General features: G+C 61.9%; 19 protein-coding genes and 4 pseudogenes. 9 read left to right on the top strand and 14 right to left on the bottom strand.

The genetic code is table 11. The annotated features are described in order from the left end of the window. The 6 genes from PQR62_RS21345 to PQR62_RS21320 all read right to left on the bottom strand — a co-directional run bounded on the left by PQR62_RS21345 (window position 1) and on the right by PQR62_RS21320 (window position 7,292). Window positions 1–975, bottom strand: a complete 975-nt coding sequence (locus PQR62_RS21345; protein ID WP_408160048.1) for an ABC transporter substrate-binding protein — start codon at window positions 973–975, stop codon at window positions 1–3. Between the two features lie 61 nt (window positions 976–1,036). Continuing rightward, window positions 1,037–2,137: an ABC transporter ATP-binding protein gene (locus PQR62_RS21340; RefSeq protein ID WP_408160047.1), complete on the bottom strand. Its 1,101-nt coding sequence runs from the start codon at window positions 2,135–2,137 to the stop codon at window positions 1,037–1,039. A gap of 10 nt (window positions 2,138–2,147) precedes the next feature. Next, entirely contained in the window at window positions 2,148–3,206 is a 1,059-nt protein-coding gene (locus PQR62_RS21335; protein WP_408160046.1) for a porin, read from the bottom strand. A gap of 489 nt (window positions 3,207–3,695) precedes the next feature. Continuing rightward, window positions 3,696–5,195, bottom strand: a complete 1,500-nt coding sequence (locus PQR62_RS21330) for an FAD/NAD(P)-binding protein (protein ID WP_408160045.1) — start codon at window positions 5,193–5,195, stop codon at window positions 3,696–3,698. Window positions 5,196–5,367: 172 nt separating this feature from the next. Further along, complete coding sequence (locus tag PQR62_RS21325) at window positions 5,368–6,288, bottom strand: ornithine cyclodeaminase family protein (protein WP_408160044.1); 921 nt, start codon at window positions 6,286–6,288, stop codon at window positions 5,368–5,370. Between the two features lie 65 nt (window positions 6,289–6,353). Continuing rightward, complete coding sequence (locus PQR62_RS21320) at window positions 6,354–7,292, bottom strand: LysR substrate-binding domain-containing protein (RefSeq protein WP_408160043.1); 939 nt, start codon at window positions 7,290–7,292, stop codon at window positions 6,354–6,356. A gap of 348 nt (window positions 7,293–7,640) precedes the next feature. Between PQR62_RS21320 and PQR62_RS21315 the strand changes: the two genes are divergently transcribed. Together PQR62_RS21315 and glsA are read left to right on the top strand one after the other, a co-directional pair. Next, entirely contained in the window at window positions 7,641–8,264 is a 624-nt protein-coding gene (locus PQR62_RS21315; protein ID WP_408160042.1) for an ABC transporter ATP-binding protein, read from the top strand. An 82-nt stretch (window positions 8,265–8,346) separates the two neighbouring features. Further along, window positions 8,347–9,093 (top strand): annotated as a pseudogene (gene glsA, locus PQR62_RS21310) (glutaminase A); the annotation flags it as partial. A gap of 180 nt (window positions 9,094–9,273) precedes the next feature. Here the strand turns inward: glsA and PQR62_RS21305 are convergent. Both PQR62_RS21305 and PQR62_RS21300 read right to left on the bottom strand, forming a co-directional pair. Next, window positions 9,274–9,558 (bottom strand): annotated as a pseudogene (locus tag PQR62_RS21305) (DUF6396 domain-containing protein); the annotation flags it as partial. A 299-nt stretch (window positions 9,559–9,857) separates the two neighbouring features. After that, a pseudogene (locus PQR62_RS21300) lies at window positions 9,858–10,241 on the bottom strand (Hcp family type VI secretion system effector); the annotation flags it as partial. On the opposite strand from PQR62_RS21300, the pseudogene PQR62_RS21295 reads away from it, so the two are divergent. The 4 genes and pseudogenes from PQR62_RS21295 to PQR62_RS21280 form a co-directional block, all read left to right on the top strand. Then, window positions 10,241–10,477 (top strand): annotated as a pseudogene (locus PQR62_RS21295) (substrate-binding periplasmic protein); the annotation flags it as partial. The pseudogenes PQR62_RS21300 and PQR62_RS21295 sit on opposite strands and share 1 nt — an antisense overlap. 177 nt (window positions 10,478–10,654) lie before the next feature. Next, entirely contained in the window at window positions 10,655–11,311 is a 657-nt protein-coding gene (gene ehuD, locus PQR62_RS21290; protein ID WP_408160041.1) for an ectoine/hydroxyectoine ABC transporter permease subunit EhuD, read from the top strand. Then, window positions 11,308–12,036, top strand: a complete 729-nt coding sequence (locus tag PQR62_RS21285; protein WP_408160040.1) for an amino acid ABC transporter ATP-binding protein — start codon at window positions 11,308–11,310, stop codon at window positions 12,034–12,036. Before ehuD ends, PQR62_RS21285 begins: the two co-directional genes overlap by 4 nt. Before the next feature lie 52 nt (window positions 12,037–12,088). Continuing rightward, window positions 12,089–13,414 carry an NAD(P)/FAD-dependent oxidoreductase gene (locus tag PQR62_RS21280; protein WP_408160039.1) on the top strand — a complete coding sequence of 442 codons (1,326 nt, stop codon included), beginning with the start codon at window positions 12,089–12,091 and terminating at the stop codon, window positions 13,412–13,414. Between the two features lie 29 nt (window positions 13,415–13,443). On the opposite strand, the gene bla is transcribed toward PQR62_RS21280, so the two are convergent. Beyond that, a complete protein-coding gene (gene bla / locus PQR62_RS21275) occupies window positions 13,444–14,349 on the bottom strand; it encodes a class A beta-lactamase (RefSeq protein ID WP_408160038.1) in 906 nt (301 codons plus the stop codon). A gap of 149 nt (window positions 14,350–14,498) precedes the next feature. Here bla and PQR62_RS21270 point away from each other — a divergent pair, with 149 nt between their 5' ends. Then, entirely contained in the window at window positions 14,499–15,404 is a 906-nt protein-coding gene (locus tag PQR62_RS21270) for a LysR substrate-binding domain-containing protein (RefSeq protein WP_408160036.1), read from the top strand. Between the two features lie 20 nt (window positions 15,405–15,424). On the opposite strand, the gene PQR62_RS21265 is transcribed toward PQR62_RS21270, so the two are convergent. The 5 genes from PQR62_RS21265 to PQR62_RS21245 all read right to left on the bottom strand — a co-directional run bounded on the left by PQR62_RS21265 (window position 15,425) and on the right by PQR62_RS21245 (window position 21,065). Beyond that, on the bottom strand, window positions 15,425–16,099 hold the full coding sequence (locus PQR62_RS21265) for an RraA family protein (protein WP_408160035.1): 675 nt from the start codon (window positions 16,097–16,099) through the stop codon (window positions 15,425–15,427). A 42-nt stretch (window positions 16,100–16,141) separates the two neighbouring features. Further along, entirely contained in the window at window positions 16,142–17,176 is a 1,035-nt protein-coding gene (locus PQR62_RS21260; RefSeq protein ID WP_408160034.1) for an amidohydrolase family protein, read from the bottom strand. A 94-nt stretch (window positions 17,177–17,270) separates the two neighbouring features. Then, window positions 17,271–18,587 carry an MFS transporter gene (locus PQR62_RS21255; protein WP_408160033.1) on the bottom strand — a complete coding sequence of 439 codons (1,317 nt, stop codon included), beginning with the start codon at window positions 18,585–18,587 and terminating at the stop codon, window positions 17,271–17,273. A gap of 234 nt (window positions 18,588–18,821) precedes the next feature. Further along, on the bottom strand, window positions 18,822–19,703 hold the full coding sequence (locus PQR62_RS21250) for a LysR family transcriptional regulator (RefSeq protein ID WP_408160032.1): 882 nt from the start codon (window positions 19,701–19,703) through the stop codon (window positions 18,822–18,824). A gap of 129 nt (window positions 19,704–19,832) precedes the next feature. Further along, entirely contained in the window at window positions 19,833–21,065 is a 1,233-nt protein-coding gene (locus PQR62_RS21245; protein ID WP_408160031.1) for an FAD-dependent oxidoreductase, read from the bottom strand. Between the two features lie 368 nt (window positions 21,066–21,433). On the opposite strand from PQR62_RS21245, the gene PQR62_RS21240 reads away from it, so the two are divergent. After that, complete coding sequence (locus tag PQR62_RS21240) at window positions 21,434–21,943, top strand: fasciclin domain-containing protein (protein WP_408160125.1); 510 nt, start codon at window positions 21,434–21,436, stop codon at window positions 21,941–21,943. Between the two features lie 606 nt (window positions 21,944–22,549). Further along, the gene (locus PQR62_RS21235) at window positions 22,550–24,679 is read left to right on the top strand and encodes a TonB-dependent receptor family protein (RefSeq protein WP_408160030.1); all 2,130 of its coding nucleotides are present in this window, start codon (window positions 22,550–22,552) and stop codon (window positions 24,677–24,679) included. Window positions 24,680–24,682: the final 3 nt, after the last annotated feature.

Below are 24,682 nucleotides of genomic sequence, written 5' to 3'. Positions count from 1 at the left end.
TTACTTGCGTCCGAACAGGGTTGAGAAACGATGCAGCAGCGCGGCGCGCGAGGCATAGCCGGCATCATCGGTCGGCTCGGGCAAGAGCTTGATGTCTTTCAGGGCGGTGCGCTTGATGGCGATATCGGCGCGCGCCGGAATCAGATAGGCCTCTGCCACGCGTGCCTGGCCCTGCGGCGACAACACGTAGTCGATGAACTTGCGGGCATCGTCCTGCAGCTTCGACGATTTCAGGATCATCATCGGCCGCGGCGCGATCACTGTGCCGCTTTTCGGGAAGATGACTTCTATGCTTTCACCCTTGGCCTGATTGCCCAGCGCCACATAATCGACGGCGCCGAACACCGCCGCCCTGGCGCCCTGCAGCACCGGATTCATGGCTTGCGCATTCGGGCCTGCAATCACCATGCCATTATTCTTGAGCGCAGCAAACAACTGCCAGGCGCGGTCGCTCTGGCGGCTTTGCAGACCGGACAGCAGATCCAGCGAAGCGCCGGATTGCGCCGGATCGGGCATGGTGACCTTGTCCTTGAACGCCGGCTGGGTCAGATCGTTCCAGTCGGAGGGACGCGGCGTGCCGCTCTTGCTGTTCCAGACAATGGAGAGCGCCGACAAACCTTGCGCCACGTAGGCCGGCTGCTTGTAGCGTGCCGGCACCTGCGCTGCGTTGGGGCTCTGATACGGCAGCAGCCAGCCGCGCTTGTCGAGATCCTGGGCGCTGTCCCACGAGGCCGAGATGAGCACGTCGGCGCGCGGGTTGGTCGACTCCGCCTGCAGACGCGCCATGACCTTGCCGGTATCGGCCTGGAACACCTCAACGCTGATGCCGCTGGCGGCCTTGAAATCGGCGGCCAGCGTTTCTATCAGTTTGCCGGGACCGGCGCTGTACACCGTCAGTGCCTGCGCCGCCGGAGTCCAGACGGCGCAGAGCGCCGCGCAGGTGCTCAGTGCGAGCAAGGGAAATTTTTTCAGCATGACAATTCCTGTCTTGATGGATGACGGCCGGCCGAGGCCCGCCGGAATATCTGAGCCGGCTTCACGCCGCCTGCGGCAGCCAGCGCAAGCGTTGCCAGTCGAGCGCGAGATCGATGATCTGACCGGTCTGCAGACGGGCATCGGTGGCCAGCACCAGCCCCTCCGGGGCAGCAGTGGTGCGTACCTGGGTAATGAAGCGGCCATGGCGGAAGCGCTGCGCCACCACTTCTCCGCGCAGTTCGCTCATCAGCAGTTGCCGGGTTTCCGGGCTGAGATCGTGATTCGCGGCCTGGCCGTGTGCAAACGAGAGTGCGGATTGCGGAATGAACAGATGCTGCGGATTGACGACCGGCGCAATCAGCGGATGCCATGAAGGCGGCACATGCCGGGCCTCCAGCAAGGTGCCCAGCTTGAGAAACTCGGCGACCAGCACGCTGGCCGGTTCGCTGATCAGCAGCTCCGGCGTCGCCAGCTGCCGGATATGTCCGCCCTGCATCACGGCGATGCGGTCGGCCAGCGCGAAGGCTTCTTCCTGATCGTGCGTGACGTAGACGGCGGTGGTGCCCATTTCGCGCAGCAAGGCGCCGATTTCATGGCACAGGCTTTCGCGCAGATCGCGGTCGAGGTTGGACAAGGGCTCATCGAACAGCAGCACTTGCGGCCGCGCCACGATGGCGCGCGCCAGCGCCACACGCTGCTGCTGACCGCCCGAGAGGCTGGAAGGATTACGCGCTTCATAGCCCTTCAGACCGACGATTTCCAGCGCCTGCGCCACCCGCAGCATGGCCTGCTTGCGGCCCATGCCGCGCATCTCCAGCGCGAAGGAAACGTTGCGGCCGACGTTCATGTGCGGCCACAGCGCGTAGTCCTGAAACACCATGCCGAGACCGCGCGCCTCGGGCGGCGCAAAATGGCCGTCGCCGGCCACCAGCGTGTCGCCCAGCAGAATGCGGCCCTGCCCTTTTTCCACCGGCAGCAGGCCGGCGATCAGTTTCAGCAGGGTGGTCTTGCCGCAACCCGAAGGCCCCAGCAGGGCCAGCACCTGACCGGCATCGAGTTGCACTTCGATGCCGTCGAGCACGGTGTTTTGCCCGAAACGCTGGCTCAGCCGCTCAATCGTGATCGAGGTGCCGCTGCGCTTTTGATCGAACAAATCAGTCATTGCGCGCTGATCAGAAAGTGTGACGGATGCCGGCCATAGTGCCGAACTGGTTCTGCCCGGCCACCACGTCGGAACCGAAACCGTTGACGCCCAGGTTCGAACCGTTCTTGTTCTGCACGTAGGAATTGATCAGATACAGGTCGGTGCGCTTGGACAGGGAATACTTGACCATGGTGATGATGGAGCTCGGATCCTGATTCGAATTCTTGACGTCGGTGTGATACAGCGAGGCGCTCAGTTGCAGCGGCGCCGACACCTGATAGCTCATGCCGATCCAGCTGACGTCGCTGCGGATGTTGGTGGAGGGCGCGGTGTTCTGGCGACGCACCAGATAGCCGCCCAGCACTTCGGCGTCGCCGAACTTGTAGCGTGCACCGAAAGTCAGGTGCTTGTCGGTGTTGCCCGACAGCGCGGCGGTCTGGCCGTTCTTCTGGTCGTACACCAGGGCCGCCTTGAAGGCGCCGCCGGAATATTGACCGCCGAAACCGTATTCGCGGCCGGCGGCCGTGCTGCCGGCCACTTCGCCGCCCTTGGTGGAGTCGAAGCCGGTGCTGTAATAGGTCGACAGTTCGAAGGCGCCGACCTTGCCGGTGTACTTGATGGCGTTGTCGATACGATCGGAGAATGCCGCGTCATGCACCTTGGACGACCAGGTGGCGTTGTCCATGGTGTTGTACTTGCTCATCCATTCCAGCATCAGGCTGTTCTGACGCCCGACCAGCAGGCTGCCCCAGCTGCCTTGCAGACCGACATACGATTGACGGCCGAACAGGCGATTGCTTTGCAGCGCCGAACCGTTATCGACCGAGAAGCCGTTTTCCAGCACGAATACCGCTTGCAGACCGCCGCCCAGTTCTTCCGTGCCGCGAAAGCCGATGCGCGAACCGGACAGATTGCCGGAGCTGATGCGCGCCAGATTCGAACCGGTGCTGGCGGCGTGATTGATGACTTCGAGGCCGGCATCGACGATACCGTAGATAGTGACATTGGTCTGTGCCGCCACGTTGGCGGACATGAAGAGCGCTGCGACGGCGGCGCCGATGGCGACGCTGGATGATTTGAACTGCATGTCTGGTAATCCCCTGTTTTAAAAATATCTGGCGATCGATTGGTCGGCATCTGTCTCTGCCGAAATGCCGCAATGCCCCGGTGTCGAGAGGCGACGGTCAAACGAAGGTGGGGAGATTAGTGAAGAAATATGTCTTGTTCATGACATCGGATTGCATCTGAGGGCAGGGCGATACGATGATTTTTTTCGCCTTTGCAGCGCTTGCCATGCGTTCAGGCCGGGCCGCGAAATACGAGTAGAAGTCGGGCGGAGAGCAGGCGATGAAAGAGGCGGCCGGCAGCTTGCCGGCGATTGAAAATCGCTGCTGTCTGGGCTTGAAGCCAAGCCTTGCGTTTAAATTACTTGATCTTGAAAATGCGAGGAGACGCACTGGCTGACGAAGCCTGTGCGTGAAGAGGTGACGCGTAATGTGGAGAAGTCACGAGCACCACGAAATACCCGGAAACAGCAGGCCGTAAAAAACCGGTCTGCCTTCGATTGCGCGTTCTCCTATTCACACGCAAGGACTTCCCGCACATCTTGCGACGATGTGCGGCTGAGCGGATCATGCCGCCGCAGCAGTTGCTCGATGTGCACCGTGATATTGGGCGCGCCGGTCATTTCGCCGAAGGTGCCGCGTGTCATCGGGCCGTAGGCGAACAGACCTTCGACCACTTCGCCCTGCGCGTTCAGCACGCGGCTGCGCGCATCCACGTCCAGGCCGATGCCGACTTCGTCCAGCCGCACCAGACCGGCGTCCAGCAAGGAACTGATCAGCGGATTGCGTGCGATATTCTTTTCCGGCCCGGTACACAGGATCACGGCGTCGAAGGCTTGTTTGCGTTCGCCTTGCTGCACCGGCGCGCCTGAGCCTTCACGCAATTGCAAGGTGCACAGCAGGCGCTGCTGCGCGACCTCGATGCCGCCGATGCCGGCCTTGATCACCGCCAGACGGCCGCCGTCGCGCGCCGCGGCCACAGCGCCATGCACTTGCGGCGCGGCGCGAAAGCGATGCACTTCCCAGAACGGCAACAGCCGCCGCACGGCGCGGCGCCGTTGTTCCGGCGGCAGCGCCTGCCACAGCTTGTGCAGCTGCGAGCGCACCGAATCCAGCACCGGATGCCAGCCCATGGCCGGCGCATCGCGCTGCACGCGGCGGCGGATAAGGCGCAGCAGCGCACGAGCGGTTTGCGGTGCGGCTTGTCCCTCCAGAAAATCGATGTTGTCGATGAATTGCCCGTGCGCATGCGACAGCAGACCGCGGCGCGAAATCGCCGTGATGCCGCCGCGATGTCCGCCGCGCAGCAACGATACAAACACGTCAGCCATGGTCAGCCCGGTGCCGACCAGCAGCACATCGGCGTCGGCATCGACGCCGGACACCGCGTTCGGTTGCCAGGGATTGGGGAAGAAACCAGGATGCGCCAGTGCCGCTGACGACACCGGACAAGGCAAGGCCGGCGTGGCATGACCGAAAGCCAGCACCACGATATCTGCCGGCAACCACTCGCCGCCCGCCAATCGCACCTGATAGCGGCTGCCCTGCTCGGGCGTGGCGGCTATCGATGCCACCTGATCGCGCAGATGGCGCCATTGCACGCGCGCACCGGCGGCGGCCAGCGTCTGGCGAAGAATATCCTGCACATACAAGCCATAGCTGGCGCGCGAAACATAATGATGGCCGCGCGCATCGGTGCTGGGCGCATCCGGCAAAATGCCCTGCTCAAAAAACCATTCGGTGGCATGCGTCGCATGGCTGCCGAACAGACTCATGCGGTCGCTAGGCACATTGATGCGGTGCTCGGGCGCGTCGGTGCCATAGGCGATGCCGCGCGCCAGTTCGGCCGCCGGTTCGACAATGCTGATCGCCAGCGGCTGCGTGCTGAGACGCAGCAAGTGAATGGCATAAGCCACGCCGGTAAAGCCGCCGCCGACAATGACGATGCGCGCCGGCGCGGAGTTGGTTTGCGGGTCAGTCTGCAAGGCGATTCCGATATGCGTTTTTATCATTTAAATATCCGCAAAACGCATACTGGACGTGGCTTTGCGGCTTCCTTGCGCATTCTAACCGATCGCTTCAAGCTATCGAGGTGCGCTGAATTTTATGCGCGCGAACCACTGCGCCATAAAAAAACCCGGTTCGGAAACCGGGCTCGTCTCATCGCTCACTGCATCGCACGTATCACCAACCGTATTTGACGCAAGCCTTGCGATACGCCAGACCGGCCAGCGCCACGTCTTCCAGACCGATGCCGATGGCCTTGTAGATGACGATGTCCTGGTCCCGGCGCTGATAGCTCATGCTGCCGTCGACGGCCTGGCCCAGCTCCCAGACATTGTCCCAGTCGAAGGTGCCGGGCGCGCACTGGATCAGGTCGCCGGCTTCCTGTTGCGCCTGCGGCTTCCATTCCACCACCAGCGCAGCGGCGCGCTTGATGGCGATGTCGTCCAGCTCGCGCACGGTGGCCTTGCTGGCGCCGATGGCGGCGACGAAGGCGCCTTCCTTCAACAGCTCGCCGGAAAACAGCGGCGTGGCCGAGCGGGTCACGGTGAGCAGCACATCGGCCTGACGCGCCGCTTCCTCGACTTCGACCACGCGCACCGGAATGCCGGTGGCGGCGCCGACTTCATCGGCGAAGGCCTGCTGACCGGACAGCCCCGCCACCAGGATTTCCTTGAATTTGCGCACCTGCAGCAGCGCCGGCACGTGCGAACGCGCCTGAACACCGGTGCCGATCACCGACAGGATTTCCGCATCCTTGCGCGCCAGCGCGTCACAGGCCACCGCTGTGGCTGCAGCAGTACGAAGGCCGGTCATGGCATCGCCTTCGATGCTGGCCAGCGGCAGACCGGTCTCGGTCGAGAACAGCACGATCACGAACTTGAATGCGCCCTTGATGGTGGTATAGACCTTGGCGCCGGCAATGCCTTCATCCGGCAGCACCGCACCCATCATGGACAGCATCACCCCGTTGGATGCCGTGGTGCGCACACGCGCCTGCTGCGCGCCGGTGCCGGCGGCGGCGAAGGCCTGACGCATGGCCAGCACAGCCTCTTCGGTGGTGACCAGTTCGCTGATCTGTTGGTTGGTGATGATCTTCACGTGGGCCTCTTCAAAGTGAGTGAATGCAGATACTGCAAATGTTGATGCAAAGTGTTCAGGCAGATTCAGCCGCCTGCATGCTGAGCGCCGAGACAGGCCCAGATGCGATCCAGCTCGGGGCGCGTATCGTCGATGCGGCGATACACGCGGATATCCATTTCGTCGCACCACAGTGCGGCGTCGAGCGCTTCGCGGTCGTTCGGCGCAATCGCCAGCGTCAGCTTGCCCTCGGCCACTTCGCGGGTGATCGCGCTGGCCGGCAGCCAGGCAATGCCGTGGCCTTCCAGCGCCATGCTTTTGAGACCTTCGGCCAGATCCGACTCAAAACGGCGGAACAGATGCACGGCGCGCGGACTGGCGCTGAGCTGTTTCTCGACGATGCGGCTCAGCGATGAATACGGCGAATAACTCAGAAACGGCAGCGGCTCGGAAGCGGTGCCGGGCAAGGCATATTTGGGCAGCCCCCTGGCCGTGGCTTTGACGTAGGGCCGCAGCGGCTCCTTGCCCAGCGACAGCATGGCGTAACGTTCGTGATCGAGCGCGATGCCCTGCTGCGGATGGTGATAGCAGATCAGCAGATCGCAGTTGCGCTCGACCAGCGCCATCACGGCATCATGCACATTCGTCGCCTGTACGGTGGTCGACATGGCGCCGGTGACGCGCTCGATCTCCGACAACAGGCGCGGATACAAGGTCAGCAGCAAGGTATGCGGCATGGCGAAACGGATCGCCGCCTGGGTGCCGGCCAGTTGCCCGCGCAATACCAGCCGCGCCTGCACCGACTGGTTCTGCATTTCTCTGGCGATCGGCACGAAGGATTCACCGGCCGGCGTCAGCACACAGGGATAAGTGGAGCGATCGAACAGTTCGGCGCCGAGCCAGGTTTCCAGCGAACGGATGCGGCGGCCGAAGGCTGGCTGCGTCACATTGCGCAACCGTGCAGAGCGGCTGAAATTCAGCGTCTCCACCACCGACAAAAAGTCTTCCACCCATTTGATTTCCATCGCCGCTTTCGTCTTGCTTGCCGATCTCTCGCTGCTGCAGTTGCGCCGCTGCAATTGCTGGTATGCCAGGTGGCATGATTTTCAGGAGCTTCAATATACAAATTCAGCATGGAAATGTCTTATGCCGTTTTGGCATCGGCGCCGCAAGCCGCGCCCGACAAGGCTTTTGCTCCCTGAAAAGACTTGCATGCCATTGCGGCATGGCTGTTTTCGCATGCCCGGCCCGGCAAGCGGCGCTATTGCTGCATCCACAAACTTGTCAGGCGGCAGCCTGAACCGCACAATACGCGACTGCCCGGCCATCATCGGCGCCCGGCTTCCTTACCACCTTTTTGGCGCAGCGAATTCATGAGCACACCCATCCTGCAAGTCTCCGGCCTCAGCTTTGCCTATCCGGAGCGCGAACTGTTCAGCGACCTCTCGCTGAATATCCCCTCCGGCGTGACGCTGGTGCAAGGCGGCGACGGCCGCGGCAAGACCACGCTGCTGCAACTGCTGGCGGGCAGAATGCAGGCGCAGGCCGGCCGTCTGGAACTCAAGGGCATTGATCTGCACACGGAAGGCGAAGCCTATCGCCGCCAGATCTTTTGCATGGAGCTGCGTTCGGAAGCCTATGACCAGATGAATGTGCCCGAATATTTCGCCTCGGTACACGCCGCTTTCCCGGGCTTCGACGCCAGCCGGCTGCCGGCGTTGATCGAAGGCCTGTCGCTGACGCCGCACGTGGAAAAGAAGCTCTTCATGCTGTCCACCGGCAGCAAGCGCAAGGTCTGGCTGGCTGCAGCCTTCGCCGCCGGCGCCACGCTGAATCTGCTGGACGATCCCTTTGCCGGACTGGATCAGGCCTCGATCAATTTCGTCGTCAAGACCCTCAACGCCGCCGCCCTCAATCCGCAACAGGCCTGGGTGATTGCACTGTACGAGCCGCCGCAAGGCGTGCCGCTGGCGCAGACGCTGGATCTGGGCGACTAGCCCTATAAAATTCACGGCTGGCAGACAGCCATTGCGCAGGACGCATCAGATCAGCTGCATATAAACGGGGGAACGCCGCAGGATGGACAAGAAGATCAACTACGAAGCATTGCTCAGTGAAATTCTCGACGATGTGCGCCCGCTGACGCATCAGGGCAAGGTCGCCGATTACATCCCCGAGCTGGGCCGGGTCAGCCGCAACAAGCTTGGTGCGGCGCTGTGCTTTCCCGACGGCAGCACGCATTGCAGCGGCGATGCGCATGAGCGCTTTTCGATCCAGAGTATTTCCAAGCTGTTCACCCTGATGATGGCGTATCACCGGCAGGGCGACAAACTGTGGCGGCGCGTCGGCCGCGAGCCTTCCGGCACGCCCTTCAATTCGCTGGTGCAACTGGAAAGCGATCGCGGCATTCCGCGCAATCCCTTCATCAACGCCGGCGCACTGGTGGTGACCGACGTCCTGTGCAGCCAGTATGCGCATCCCGACCCGGCGATTCTCGGCTTCATCCGCCAGATCAGCGGCGTCGACGACATCAATTTCAACTCGCGCGTCTCACGTTCGGAAGCGGCGCACGGTTTCCGCAACGCCGCCATGGCCAATTTCATCAAGAGCTTCGGCAATCTGCATGCGCCGGTGGAGACGGTCTTGCAGACCTACTTCCGCCAATGCTCGATCGAAATGAGCTGCGCCGAACTGGCCAAAGCCGCGCTGCTGCTGGTGAACTACGGCAGCATGCAACTGCCCGACGAGGAAGAGCCCCGCAAAGTGCTCACGCCAAGCGAGGTCAAGCGCATCACCTCCATCCTGCTGACCTGCGGCACCTACGACGCGGCGGGAGACTTCGCCTTCCGCATCGGCCTGCCGGCCAAGAGCGGCGTCGGCGGCGGCAACGACCAGATTTTTACGCGCCTGTTTGCGTTTTTCCTGCGCCGCCTTTTCCGGCGCGGGCAGCGGCAGGCCGGTAGCCGGGTCGAGATTTTTTTCCTTGCAAAGACGCTGGATCAGTTCGTCGGAGGGCTTTTCGGGAATCGGCGCAGCGTCCTGTTCCTTTTGCCACTGGAAAGTGCCGTCCCAATCAGGAAGCTTTGCCGGTGGCAGCGGAACGATCTGGTCGATGTCGGGGACTTTGGGGTTGCGGCCTTCGTTGCGGCTGATGAATTCGCGTATTAGCTTGTAGCGCCACGAGCGCTCGGTATCAACTTTCAAATCCAGATAATCAAGTTCATCGTCAGATCGTGTAGGCCCAAATCCATCTTCCAACGCGAGGGTCGAAAGTGGGTCGCCTGCTTTCACACCGCTTTGAAATGCTGCAACGGCATCAGGATACAGTTTTTTCCCCTGTAGATTTATTCCTAAAATACCAGCACTCTTTCCATACACGGGAAATGCGCGGAGCAGTACGCGGTACGCGTGGTGCGCGGAAAACGTGGGGCATTACAGCAGTTGCAAAGCGCGGCGGTAAATCGAAGACTGTAGATTTATTGAGGTTTTACGGTGATGCGCGCCGTCGCAATGGCGACGTGAAAAAAAAACCGCTCAGTTTCAGACTGAGCGGTTGGCGTTGCGGATTCGGCCATGAGAGCCGGCGTCCATCAGGACTTCGGAGCAAGCCAGGAATCTTCGGCTTCGATGCCGTCCGGTTCGAAGGTCCAGGAAATCTTTTCGTAGGTGAACGAAATGTCTTCCATATGACCCATCTGCTGATTGCTTGGCGTCAGGCAGTTCGGCGTCCATGCCTTCATGTTGGTGACAATCGCATTGGACAGCTTGACGCTGTAATACTTTTCTTCGGTGCCCTTGGGCGAGATGCGGTAGTACTCCAGCGTCACGTCCTTCATCTGCTCGCCCGAGGTCAGGGCCTGGAACAGCTTGGGCGAGGCCTTGTCGATTTCCTTGGTCAGCGTCATCGGGCAGTGAATGCGCTTGCCGGTCGGCAGGCCGTTTTGCGGGCTCTTGGGAATTTCGATGGTGTGGTCTGGGCCGCATCAAGGCCGGCTTCGGCGACCGCCCTATCGTGGCGTATCAGCTGGCGCAGGGCGCCAATCCGCAGGTGCGGCTGGTCAAGGAATACGAATCGACGCTGATGGGCGACGTCTGCCTGGTGATCCGCAAGGGCGACGCCAAGCTGATGGAACGCCTCAACAAGGCGATTGCCGCCGCCAGGGCCGACGGCACGCTGGCGCGCATCGTCCAGCAATGGAACCTCAACTGAGACGCGGCCTTTCTGCGCGCGGACTCTGAGCAAGATCCGACAGGTGCTGCAATCCGGATGCATGAAGATGCATCACGCAAGGCATGACTTGCAGCACCTGCAGACCCTGGCCTAAACCGCTACACCTTCAACCTCCACCGAAACCGCATTCGCCACCAGGCGGGAAGCCTTACGCCCATGCTGATCCAGACCCTGCTCGATTTCCTGCCCATCCTGCTGCGCGGCGCGCTGGTGACGATTGAAGTCACGCTGTATGCCTTCATTCTCAGCTCGGTGCTGGGTCTGGCGCTGGCGCTGCTGAAGATGTCGCGCTGGCGCTCGGTGGCGTGGTCGGCGGCAACGCTGGTCAATATCATTCGCGGCCTGCCCATCATCGTGCAGCTGTTCTACATCTACTTCGTGCTGCCCGACATGGGCATACAACTGAGCGCGTTTCAGGCCGGCGTGATCGGGCTGGGCATCGCCTATTCCGCCTATCAGGCCGAGAATTTCCGCGCCGGCATCGAAGCCATCGATATCGGCCAGATTGAAGCGGCGCAGTCGCTCGGCATGCGCAATGCGCTGATCATGCGCCGCGTGATCCTGCCGCAGGCCTTCCGCATTTCGCTGCCGCCTTACGGCAATACGCTGGTGATGATGCTCAAGGATTCGTCGCTGGTGTCCACCATCACGGTGCTGGAAATGACGCGCGCCGGCCAGATGATTGCCTCGTCCACCTTCCAGAACATGACGGTCTACACCATGGTGGCGGTGCTGTATCTGCTGCTGAGTCTGCCGCTGGTGTATCTGATCCGGCGTCTGGAAATCCGCAGCGCCAAAGGGAGAAAGAAATGATCGCGGTACGCGAAATCCGCAAGAGCTTCGGCGAACATGAAGTGCTCAAGGGCGTGTCGCTGCAGGTGGCGCAGGGTCAGGTGGTGTGCCTGATCGGGCCGTCCGGCTCGGGCAAGTCGACCGTGCTGCGCTGTATCAACGGGCTGGAATCCTACGACGCCGGCGAGATCCTGATCGAGGGCCAGAAGGTCGACAACACTGCCGCCAGCATCCATCGCCTGCGCACCCGGGTCGGCATGGTGTTCCAGCGCTTCAATCTGTTCCCGCATCGCACGGTGCTGGAGAACGTCACCGAAGGACCGATCTTCGTCAACAAGGAAAGCCCGGCAGCTGCACGCGAACACGGGCTGGCCCTGCTCGACAAGGTCGGCCTGGCGCAGCGCGCCTCGTCCTATCCGCATCAGCTTTCGGGCGGTCAGCAGCAGCGCGTGGCGATTGCCCGCTCGCTGGCGATGCGGCCGCAGGCGATTCTGTTCGATGAGCCGACCTCGGCGCTCGATCCGGAACTGGTCGGCGAAGTGCTGGCGGTGATGCGCGCACTGGCGGCCGACGGCATGACCATGATCGTGGTCACGCATGAAATGGGCTTCGCCAAGGAAGTGGCCGACCGCGTGTGCTTTCTGCACAGCGGCGCCATCGTCGAAGAAGGCCCGGCACAGCAGGTGCTGGAGACGCCGCAGCATGCACGCACCCAGGACTTTCTGCGACGCGTGATCGGTAAATGAAGCGCGAAATGAATCGCTGCCGGCCACAGCAGCATCGGAACATCGAGACCCCATGAAACCGCATCCCGCAGATCTTTCATTGCCCCCTTCACTGTGGGCCGCCACCGCCGGCGCTCCGGACTTGTCGACGCCGCCTTGCGCGGCCTCGGCCAGTTACGACGTGGTCGTCATCGGGGCCGGCTTTACCGGGCTGTCCACCGCACTGCATCTGGCCGAGGCCGGCGCCCGCGTGTGCGTGCTGGATGCCGCCGAACCAGGCTGGGGCGCCTCCGGCCGCAACGGCGGGCAGGTGATTCCCGGCCTCAAATACGATCCCGATGAATTGCGGGTGATGTTCGGCGCGGCGCGCGCCGAAAGTCTGATCCAGACCATAGGTTCGGCCGCCGACACGGTGTTCGGTCTGATCGCGCGCCACCACATCGATTGCGATGCGCGACGCCAGGGCTGGATACAGGTGGCGCATTCGGAAGCCGTGCTGCGCACGCTGGAAAAGCGCGCCGCGCAATGGCGCGAGCAAGGCGCTGCCGTGGAATTGCTGGATGCCGCCGCCGTGACCCGGCGCATCGGCAGCAAGGGCTATGTCGGCGGCTGGATCGACCAGCGTGCCGGCAGCATTCATCCGCTCAAGTATTGCCGCGGACTGGCGCGCGCGGCGCTGCAAAACGGCGTGGTGATTCACGGCCGCACGCCGGTCACGCGACTGGAACGACAAGGCACGCAATGGATTGCACACACCGCACGGGGGCCGCAAATCAGCGCCGGCCAGATGGTGATCGCCACCAACGGCTACAGCGGAAAATTATGGCCGCGCCTGCAGGAATCGGTGATCGCCGCCAACAGTTTCATCATCGCCACGCCGCCGCTGCCGCCGGAACTGGGCGCCAGCATTCTGTCGGGCGGCGAAGTGGTGTCGGACTCGCGCCGGCTCTTGCTGTATTACCGGCGCGATGCCACCGGCCGTTTGCTGATGGGCGGGCGCGGGCCGTTTGCCGATCCGCAGGGGCCGCAGGATTTTGCACATCTGGAACGTTCGATGGCGCTGCTGTTTCCGCAACTGGCCGGGATCGATATTGAATACCGCTGGGGCGGCCGGGTGGCGATTACCCGCGATTTCTTGCCGCATGTGCATGAGCCGGCCGCCGGCCTCACCATCGCGCTCGGTTACAACGGCCGCGGCATCGCCATGGCCAGCACCATGGGCCGTTGTCTGGCGCAGCGCCTAGCGAATCCGGGCAGCGATGCGGGCAAGGGAGAAAAGAAGGACAGCGCTTTCCCCTTCCCCATCAGCACCATACAGCCGATTCCGCTGCACGGATTGCAGCGCTTTTACATCGCCGCCGGCGTGGCTTACTACCGGCTGCTGGACAAGTTTTCCTGAGTTTCCCCAAGGTTTGAAGCAGGACGGACTCAGCGCCAGGCCTTGCTGATGATGCCTGCAGCGGCGGCCAGCACTTCATCGCGCGCCTTGGCTTGCGGGTCGCGCTGGGTGAAATACAGCGCGATCACAAACGGCGCGCCGCTCGGCGGCCATGCCACGGCGATGTCGTTGGTGGTGCCGTAGTCGCCGGTGCCGGTCTTGTCGCCCACTTTCCAGCCGGACGGCAAACCTGCCCGTATGCGCTTGTCGCCGGTCGTGTTGCCGCGCAGCCAGGCTTGCAACTGCTCGCGCTGCGGCGCTGCCAGCGCGCTGCCGACCGCCAGCGCCTGCAAGCTGTGCGCCATCGCCGCCGGGGTGGTGGTGTCGCGCGGGTCGCCGGGAACGGCGCTGTTGAGTTCGGTTTCCCAGCGATCCAGACGGAACTGCGGGTCGTCGATGGAGCGCGCAAACTCGGTCACTTCTTCCGGCCCGCCCAGCAATTTGATGAGCAGATTGGCGGCACTGTTGTCGCTGTACTGAATCGCGGCGGCGCACAGCTCCGCCACCGTCATGCCATCGGCCACATGCCTGGACGACACCGGCGAATAATTCACCAGATCGGCTTGCGCATAATTGATGCGCTTGGCCAGCAGGCCCGGCACTTCATTGCTGTGCGCCAGCACCGCGCCGGCCAGCATCACTTTGAAGGTGCTGCAGAAAGCGAAACGTTCATCGGCGCGATAGCGGATCTGGGTGCTGTTGGCGGTGTTGATGGCGCATACGCCCAGACGATCGCCGGCGGCACCTTCCAGCGCGGCGAACTCGGCGCTCAGCGCGGCATTCTCAGGCGCCTCGGTCGCCGGGACAGCGGCCCGGGCCGGCACGCCCAGGGCAAAGGAAAAAGGAGCCGCAGCAGCGGCCAGCAATAATGCACGACGATGGGAAAAGTAGGTCATAGGTTTATTGTCTTTCTTTTACGTTTGGTCAGGCGCTCTTGAAGAGTATGCGCTTGCAGCTCCAAGGCAGGAGTGCACTGTAGGCGCAATCCGGTTCGACCACAATCGACGATAATTAGGTTCCGTCAAAAGAAAATCTATTGTCTCGTATGCGTCCTCACCTGCCGCTCAACGCGCTGCGCGCCTTCGAATCCTCGGCCCGCCATCTTAACTTCACCCGCGCCGCGCAGGAAATGAATGTGACGCAGGCCGCCGTCAGCCAGCAGGTACGCATGCTGGAAGAGCGTCTGGGCTGCGCGCTGTTCAAGCGCCTGCCGCGCGGCCTGCGCATCACCGACGAGGGCCAGGCGCTGCTGCCGGTGCTGAGCGAAGCCTTCGGCCGCATCGAAACCGTGCTCAAGCAATTTGAAGGGGGGCGTTTTCATGAGGTGCTGACGCTGGGCGTGGTCGGCACCTTTGCGGTCGGCTGGCTGATTCCGCGCCTGAAGCTGTTTCGCGCCACCCATCCCTTTGTGGAATTGCGCTTGCTCACCAATAACAATCTGGTGGACCTGGCGGCGGAGGGGCTGGATTTTGCGATTCGCTTCGGCGAGGGAAACTGGCCGGGCCTGCACAACACGCGTCTGTTCGACGCGCCGCTGGCGGTGCTGTGTGCACCCGAGATCGCCCGAAGGCTGGGCCGGCCGGAGGATCTGGCGCAGGAAACGCTGCTGCGTTCGTATCGCGCCGATGAATGGAGCCAGTGGTATGCCGCCGCCGGACTGACGCCGCGCGCGGTCAACGGCCCGGTATTCGATTCTTCAAGATTGATGGCGGAGGCGGCGATGCAAGGCGCCGGCATTGCGCTGGCGCCGGCGCGCATGTTTGCGCGCGAGCTGCAGAACGGCACGCTGGTGCGCTGCTTCGAGACCGAAGTGCGCACCGGCAGCTACTGGCTGAGCCGCCTGAGATCACGCGAGCCGTCGCCGGCCATGCAGTTGTTTCAGCAATGGATTGCGGCACAGGCCGCGGCGCAAGAGCAGGACGGCGAAGAGATTTCAGCATCCTTCAATTGAAGCCGGCGACGGGGCCATGCTCAGCCCGCCATCATCTTTTCTTCCTGCAGCGCCACCCAGCTGCGATCAAAACGCCCTTCCGCGATGGCCTGCAGCGAGGCGGCCTCCTTGTCCTTCTGCTTCTGCGCCGCTGCGATCACGCGTTGCAGATCGTCCGGCGCAATCGCCAGCACGCCGTCTTCATCGCCGACGATCACGTCGCCCGGATGGACCACCATGCCGCCCACGGTGACCGGCACATTGACCTCGCCCGGGCCGTTCTTGTAAGGGCCGCGATGCGTGACGCCGCGCGCATAGACCGGGAAATCGCGGACACGGATTTCCGCCACATCGCGGATCGCACCATCGATCACCAGACCGGCGATGCCGATGCTGGCGGCGTAACTGGCCATGATGTCGCCCATCAAGGCCTGCGAAAGCTCGCCGCCGCCATCAATCACCAGCACGTCGCCGGGCCGACAGAAGTCGAAGGCGCGATGAATCGCCAGATTGTCGCCGGCGCGCGTGCGCACCGTCACCGCCGTACCGACCATGGGCGCAGGCGTGGGCCGGTGATACGGCGTCAGCCCCAGCGTGCCGCTGACGCGCGCCATGTTGTCGCTGAGCAGCGAAACCGCCAGCTCGCGCAAAGGCTCAAGCTGCTCGGGACTGACTTGCGGCGCGGAAGGATTGCGCCGCCATCCGTTGGAATTCATCTCACACCTCTTTCATCGAAGCTTCAATCTGCAAGTTAAAAATCAGGCAGTCTGCAAGGCAGACTGACGTTCCAGCTGGCTGGAAAGCCGGCCGTAGACCGCACGCGCATTGCCCTCGAAAATCTGTGCGCGCTGGTGCTGATCGAGCCAGGGAATGCCGTCGATATAGCGCCGCGTGTCGTCGAAATGGAAGCCGGTCTCAGGGTCGATGCCGCGCACTGCGCCTATGGTTTCCGAGGCGAACAGAATGTTCTTCACGGGGATCACCTTGGCCAGCAATTCGGCGCCGGGCTGGTGATACACGCAGGTGTCGAAGAACACATTGTTGAGCAGATGCTCGGTCAGCAGCGGCTGTTTCATGTCTTGCGCCAGACCGCGATAGCGCCCCCAGTGATACGGCACCGCGCCGCCGCCATGCGGAATGATCAGCTTGAGCGTGGGGAAGTCGGCAAACAGATTGCCTTCCAGCAGCTGCATGAAGACCGAGGTGTCGCCGTTGATGTAGTGCGCACCGGTGGCATGGAAATTCGGATTGCAGGAGGAACTGACGTGCACCATCGCCGGCACATCCAGCTCGACCAGCGCCTCGTACAGGGGATACCAGGAACGGTCGGTCATCGGCGGCCCCGACCAGTGACCGCCGGAAGGATCGGGATTCAGATTGCAGCCGACGAAGCCCAGCTCCTCCACGCAGCGGCGCAGCTCGGGAATGCAGTCGGCCGGATCGGCGCCGGGCGCCTGCGGCAACTGGCATACACCGATGAAGTTGCGCGGATACAGGCCGCACACGCGATGAATCAGATCGTTGCAGGCGGCCGACCAGACTTCATTGGCCGCCGCATCGGCCTCGTGATGCGCCATGCTGGCGGCACGCGGCGAAAAGATGGTGAGGTCGGTGCCGCGCTCGCGCTGTATGCGCAGCTGGCCGCTCTCTATGCTGTCGCGAATCTGATCGTCGCTGATCTGCGGTCGCGGCGGCGCCGATGCGCCGTCCCTGAGCGCCGCGATCTGGCGCGTACGCCAGTCCTGATGCGACTGCGGCGAAGTGGTGTAGTGGCCGTGGCAATCAATGATCATGCTCAATTCCTTCTCTCTTCATTTCCAGATCGGATAAAACTGTGGGCAAAGCTGCCGGCCGCAACGATGCATCCGGCCCGCTCGCCCGCTTGACTCAGGCACCGTTATGCACGCCCTTGTGCTCGCCCTCAAACTTTGCAGCGCGCGCTTCAGGCGGCTTCACCCGCATCAGCAAGGCGATGATGGTGGCCAGCACCAGAAAGGCGGCGATGGTCACCAGCGCGAACTTGAAACTGCCGGTGGCGCCGCGCACCAGGCCGATGCTCCAGGGGCCGACCAGACCACCGAACTGCGCAATGGTGTTGATCAGCGCGATGGTCGCCGCGCCCGCCGCGCCGGTACGGAACGAGGCGGCCAGACTCCAGAACAGCGGGTTGCCGGCATAGATGAACAGGCCGGTGATGCACAACATCACATACGCCAGGATAGGTGTCGGTGCGAAGGCGCTGCCGGTGATCGCCAGGGCGCTCATGCCGTAGACGAAGGCCAGATGTTTCTTGCGCTCGCCGCTGCGGCTGATGAGGAAGGTGCCCAGCACGCCCAGCAGCGGCGGCACGGCCGACAGAAAACCGACTTCCAGATTGCTGAGCTGACCGAAATTCTTGACGATCTGCGGCAGCCACATGAACAGGCCGTAGATGCCGACCAGCGCACAGCCGAACAGGGCCGCCAGACTCCAGACGCGCGGGTCGCCCGCCACCTTGCGGATCGAGACATGGCCGTCGTCGCCCAGCGCCTTGCGTTCGGACTCCAGCGTGCTTTCCAGCCAGCGCTGTTCGTCGGCGCTGAGCCAGGCGGCGTCGCTCGGACGTTCGCTCATGGAGCGCCAGGTGTAGAGGCCGAGCAGAATGGTCGGCAGACCTTCCAGCACGAACATCCACTGCCAGCCCGACATGCCGAGATAGCCGTCGCCGTAGGTCATCAATGCCGTCGACAGCGGGCCGCCCAGCACCGCCGAGAACGAACCGGCGATGATGTAGCCGCCCACCGCGCGCGCCCGATAACGCTCCGGAAACCACTTGGTCAGATACACCGCGACACCGGGCAGGAAACCGGCCTCCATCACGCCCAGCAAGAAGCGCACGACATAGAAACTGGTGGCATTGAAGACGAAGGCATTGGCGACCGCCATGGCGCCCCAGGTGATCAGAATGCGCGCCAGCCAGCGGCGCGCGCCGACCTTGTGCAGCATCAGATTGCTGGGTACTTCGAGCAGCATGTAGCCGACGAAGAAGATGCTGCCGGCGAAGCCGAACACCTCAGGCGTGAAGCTCAGTTCCTTGTTCATCTCCAGCGCTGCAAAGCCGATGTTGATGCGATCCAGATAGTTGAAGAACATCATCGCGAACAGCAGCGGCAGCAGGCGCCGGAACACCTTGCGCATGGTGGTCTTTTCGATAGATTCGGTCATCGTTGTCTCCATCGCGCCGGTTCGGACCGGCGTCGTTTGTGATTGTCATGTGGCGTGGAACGGCAGTCCGCAGAACAGCGTACAAGCGCAAAGGCCCGGCACACTTGTTGCGGATGCTGATCATTGTAGGAAGGGGAATCGCCGCACGTCCAAGAGCGATTCTTTATGCTTTTATAAGCTTCTGCTTATAGTGTGCGCGGGCAATGCGGTCTGTGCGGCTGTGCACAAAGACCTTCAGGCCTCTGGCAAGAACTCCAGAAAGGCCTGTAAATGAGGCGATGCATCATCGCTGCGAAAGCTCGCGCTCAGGGTCGACACCTGCGCCGATCCGGGCCCGGAGAGATGTTTGTAGACGATGTCGGGCCGCCCCAGCATGGCGACCGACTCGCCGACAAAGGCCACGCCCAGGCCGGCGGCCACCAGCGCCAGCGCGGTCTGGATTTCATGGCACTCCTGCGCGATGCGCGGCGTGACGCCGGCATCCAGATACAGCGATTCGACAAAGCGCGTGAACTGTGAGCTCGGATAACCGGAGTAAGTGATCAGCGGCGTCTCGGCCAGATCGGCAATCGCCACTTTCTTGCGGCGCGCCATGGCATGCTCCGGCGCCATCGCCACCATCATCTTTTCATACAGCACGGGGCGGGTGGTGCAATCCAGCATCTTGCGCGCCTGACGGCCGATGCCGACGTGAATCCGCGCATCGCGCAGAGCCTCGCTCTGCACTTCGGTCAGCATTTCCTGCAGCTTCAGTTCGACCTTGGGATAGGCCGCATGAAAAGCCTTGAGCGCCGGCGGCAGAACGCTGTACATGGCCGAGCGCGTGAAGCCGATGTTGAGCCAGCCATGCGTGCCGGAGGCAATCGCCTGCGCGCCCAGCGTCGCCTGCTCGCAGGACTTGAGAATCTGCCGCGCCTCGATGCAGAAATAACTGCCGGCTTCGGTCAGGCGCAAAGGTCGCGAACCGCGATCCACCAGCTGCGCGCCCATGCGCTCTTCGAGCGAACGTATCTGCTGGCTCAAGGCCGGCTGCGCGATGTACAGCCGTGCCGCCGCCCGGCTGAAGTTGAGTTCTTCGGCGAGCACGACGAAGCATTGGAGGGCGCGCAGGTTCATGGACATCAGCTCAGGCGGCGACTCGGCCGCAGTGTTGAGTAAATTTATTCGCCTGACTGTACAACAATTCGGACTCGGCCGAAGCCGTTGCGCTGCCTGGGGGTGATGCCATGGAATGGCGAACAATCTTCAGATCCAGATTTTCTCTTTCAGGCCGATAGGCGAGAACGGGTCAATCAAGGTGCCCGCGACCATCGCTGCCAGTATTTGCGGGGCCGGCGGCAATGCCGATAGCGGCGCGACCAGGCGATCTCTGATCCAGGGCAAGAGGCGTGAATCGGATTGATAGAAGGGCGTGAAGGCCAGCGACAGCATCTGAAAGCTGCGCACATGGCGGCGTCGCGAGGCAGCGTAACGCGACAATGCCGTGCCGACATCCGCCTCCTGCGCAAGCGCATGGCTGAGCGCCCGCGCATCCAGCAAGGCCATGTTGGCGCCCTGCCCCAGTTGCGGACTGGTTGAATGCGCAGCATCGCCGATGATCGCCAGATTGACGCCGGCCGGCACCGGCAGCGTGTGATGGCCGTAGCGCGCCAGCGTCATGTCGTCAAAGCCGTGGATCTGATTCATAAAGTGCGCGCACTCCGGCCAGAGTTGGTGGATGCCGTCTTTCCAGCTCTGAATGCCGGCGCGTTTCAGCGCGTCGAGATGGTCCGGTTTGGTGCTCCAGAAAAATGCGCTCATGTCCGCTTGCCCGGGCGCCGGCCTGCCGATGGGCAGCACGCCGATCATGGTGGTCGCACGCTGATAGCGCTGCACCAGCGCAGTGTTGGGCGCGGCGTCCTTTGCATTTTCAAGCGAGGCCCAGAATGCCCCGTAAGGCAGCGGGCGACTCTCGCAAGGACGCAAGGCGTGACGCTTGAGACGCGAGCGCGACCCGCTGGCGTCGATCACCAGACCGAACGGTCCCAGACGTTGCCCGCTGTCGCCCTTCAGCCAGGCATTGCCGCCACTGCGTTCAAGGTCTGCAATGTCAATGCCGGTTTCTATTGCCATGCCTGCCCGCAGCACCGCGGCGTGCAAGACATGAAACAAGGCGGCGCGGTGCACGGCGATGCCGTAGCGTCCGCCCTTGACGGCGGAATAGCGCACATCAAGCACAGTACGACCGGAGAGCGCATCGGTGCCGGCCAGGCGGTCGATGCGATTGCCCAGCGCGGCGATCTGTTCGAACAAGCCCAGATCATCCAGCACCGTCAGCCCGGTCGGCTGCAGAATCAGTCCCGATCCGACCGGCGATGGCTCGGCAAACCGTTCAAACAGCGTGATGCGATGACCGGCGCGATGCAAATAGAGTGCGGCGGCAAGTCCGGCCGGACCGGCGCCGGCGATGGCGATATCGAGTGGTTTGATGCGCGGCACCGGGAAGACCTTTCTTGTTTTTTTACGGCGTTGTTGTGATCAATGCGTGACTATGCATTTTATTTCATGCGCAGTCATGCACCGTCATGCGCCGTCATCGCGCGATCACCGCATCCATCAGCAAACGCTGCGAAGCTCTTTTGCTGCACAGCTGCCGGCGCGCCATGTCTGTTTCAAGTCGAAACAAATGACTGAAGATTTATTGCATCCATCCGCGTAGCGGCCGCGTATAAGACTCAGCGTTCCGGCATTTTGCCGTGCGTCTACTCAAGGAGATGGCAATGAATACGATTTCAATCAAGAAGCCCCTGCTGGCAAGCCTGGTCTTGCTCGCGTGTATCGCAGGAACCAACGGTGCGCAGGCGCAGATGGCCAAAATGAGTATGGACAAGAGCGTGATGGTCGGCGGCCAGAGCATGCTGCCCTCCAAGGACATCGTCGACAACGCCGTCAATTCTGCAGACCACACCACGCTGGTGGCCGCTGTGAAGGCGGCGGGTCTGGTCGAAACCCTGAAGGGTCAGGGCCCCTTCACCGTCTTCGCACCGGTAAATTCAGCATTTGCAGCACTGCCGGCCGGCACCGTCGATACCTTGCTCAAGCCGGAGAACAAAGCCACGCTCACCAAAATCCTGACCTACCACGTCGTGCCCGGAAAAATCGACATGAAGAAGCTGACGCAACTGATCAAGGCGGGAGGCGGCAAGGCTGAGCTGAAGACAGTCAGCGGCGGCATGCTGACGGCGATGATGAACGGCCCGCACAACATCGTGATCCAGGATGAAAAGGGCGGCGTCGCCAGCATCAGCACCTATGACGTCTATCAATCCAACGGCGTGATCCAGGTGATCGATCATGTGCTGATGCCGAACAACTGAACCAGCAAGCAACTGGAAAATCAGGTCTTGCCTGAATTGACTGGCTGAACCTTTCCCGCCTGCATCGCAGTCAGATAATCCTCCGATGATCCCCCATTGATTCGGCGCAGCAGCGAATGAATCGCATGTCGTGCGTGTTCGTTCGCTGCTGCATTTCCGTGTCACGAACGTACGTCGTTACGTTTAACGTGACGAGTTGATCTGCCCTCCTCGAGCGTTCTGCTTCTGCCCGCATCGGTAAGCTTGCCTGAATGATGGAGATTGAATTTTGCGCTTGGGCTCGCATCATCAATCTACGCAGCTTTTCTGAAACGGTCTCCTGTCCCCCGTTACTCGCTGCTCCCGCCCTCCTTGATTTGCTGGATATCAGCTCATGCCTGAGCGTCCTGCGCTTTACTGCGCACGCGTGACATTTCTGTCAATGCGTTCTTTCCGACAACGTTGCGCCAATGCTGCAAATCCTTATCCAATGTGAACTTGCTTTGTTTGTGAGAATAAGAACGATTATTATTAATGACTTATTTTTACAAAGCGGACACGCAGATAGAGCCTCCGTTCGCATAGAAGACAATTTCCTGGCCGCCCCTCTCATTCGACGATATTCAGATGACTTCCATCACGCCCCCTTCTTTCAAAGGCCGGCGCGCACCTTGCGCTGCCGCCATTTCCCTGGCCTTGCTCGCTTTTCATGGCGCAGCAATCGCACAGCAGGGCAACACCGCCGTCTCTGCGCAGGCTGAACAGCCGGCCGGACTCGAGACCATTCAGGTCAGCGGCGACTGGCTCGGCACCGGTCTGCAAAACAGCGTGAAGACTTATCCGGGTGCGCGCACCGTGGTGAAGAAGGATGAGATTGAAAACACCGGCGCGGTCAGCATCGGCGATCTCTTGCGCCGCATTCCCGGCGTCCAGGCCAGCGACAATTCCGGCACCGCCGGCAGCGCCATCGCGCTCAACATCGGCGTACGCGGTCTGGCTGGTCGCTACTCGCCGCGTTCGACGATTCTGCTGGACGGCATTCCGCTGGCATCGGCACCCTATGGCCAGCCGCAGCTGTCTTTCACCTCGATCAGCCTGAACAACATCGAATCGGTGGACGTCATTCGCGGTGGCGGAGCAGTACGCTTCGGCCCGCAGAACGTGGGCGGCATCATCAACTTCAAGACGCGCTCGATTCCGAACACCGCTGGCATCAGCGGCGATGCCAGCGTGCGCTACAACAGCTATGGCCAGGGCGGTTCCAATACTCAATACACCGCCTTCGCCGGCGGTCAGGCCGACAACGGCTTCGGCATGGCTTTCCTGTATTCCGGTCAGGAAGGTTCGGGCTGGCGCGCCGACAGCAATGAACGTCTGAACGACTTCGCGCTGAAGATGCGCTATGAGCTGACGCCGACTTCTGAGATTTACGGCAAGGTGTCTTATTACGATGTGATGTCGCACACGCCGGGCGGCTTGACGGTGGCGCAATACAACCGCGATCCGTTCCAGAACACACGCAAGCGCGACTACTGGAGCGGCAATCGCACGGCCTTCGATCTGGGCTATCTGAATACGATTTCAGATAATCAGGAATTCGAGATCCGTACCTATTTCAATGACAGCACGCGGGCCAGCACGCTGATCAACGCGGCCGGCACCTCGCTGGCACATCAACCGCGCAATTACGAAACCTTCGGCATCGAGCCGCGCTACACCCAGCGTTTCGTCACCGGCAAGTTCACCAATGACGTCACGGTCGGCTATCGCTACATTCGCGAGCGCGGCGATGACAATCAATACGCTGAATCCCCTGCTACCGGCGTTCTGAGCGGCTTTTCGAAACAACTGAATTCGACCGATGCACATGCGGCGTATATCGACGACAAGATCGCGATCGGTGCGTGGCGCATTACACCGGGCTTGCGCTTTGAACACATCAAGACCACCCGCATCGACACGTCCACGACCTCGGGCGGCACGTTCAATATCACCAACAACAAGCCGCTGCCGTCGATCAACGTCGCCTATCTGCTGACGCCGGAACTGACCCTGTTCAGCAACTACAACACTTCATTCGGTATCGTACAGAACACCCAGCTCAACACCCAGACCGCCAACAATCCGCTGTCGCCGGAACTGGCCAAGACGGTTGAAGCAGGCGCACGCTGGAAGGGCAGCAATCTGTCGGCTGAAGCAAGCGTGTTCAACATCAAGTTCGACAATCAGATCGAGAGCGTGCCGGGCACAGCCAATCCGACAATCTTCCGCAACCTCGGCAAGACCGAGCACAACGGTATTGAACTGGCGGTGGACTATGCCTTCGACAAGGACGGCGCGCTGCGCGGCTGGAGCATGTTTGCCAATTACACCTATACTCGCGCGCTGCAGAAATCCGGCGTGAATTCGGGTAAGGACTTGCCTTTCTATTCGCGCACGACCGACACCATCGGTACCCGCTATGAAGTCGGCCCGTGGAACTTCAATCTGTCGACCACGCATCAGAGCCGGCAGTTTGCGGATGCGGCGAACACCGTCGCTGAAAGCGCCGATGGCAGCATCGGCGAAATCCCGGGCTACCGTATCTGGAATGCTCAGATGGGCTGGAAGGTGCCCAAGGCGAAGGGCTTCGACGTCTACGCCGGCGTCAACAACCTGACCGACCGCCGCTACTTCACACGCACCACCGACGGCAATCTCGGCCGGCTGGTCGGCGCGCCACGCACCGTATATGTCCAGGGCCGTTACTCGTTCTGAATC

Source organism: Herbaspirillum lusitanum (assembly GCF_046025995.1).
GTDB classification, from domain to species: Bacteria; Pseudomonadota; Gammaproteobacteria; order Burkholderiales; family Burkholderiaceae_D; genus Herbaspirillum; species Herbaspirillum lusitanum_A.
This window is presented reverse-complemented; position numbering and strand designations above follow the sequence as displayed.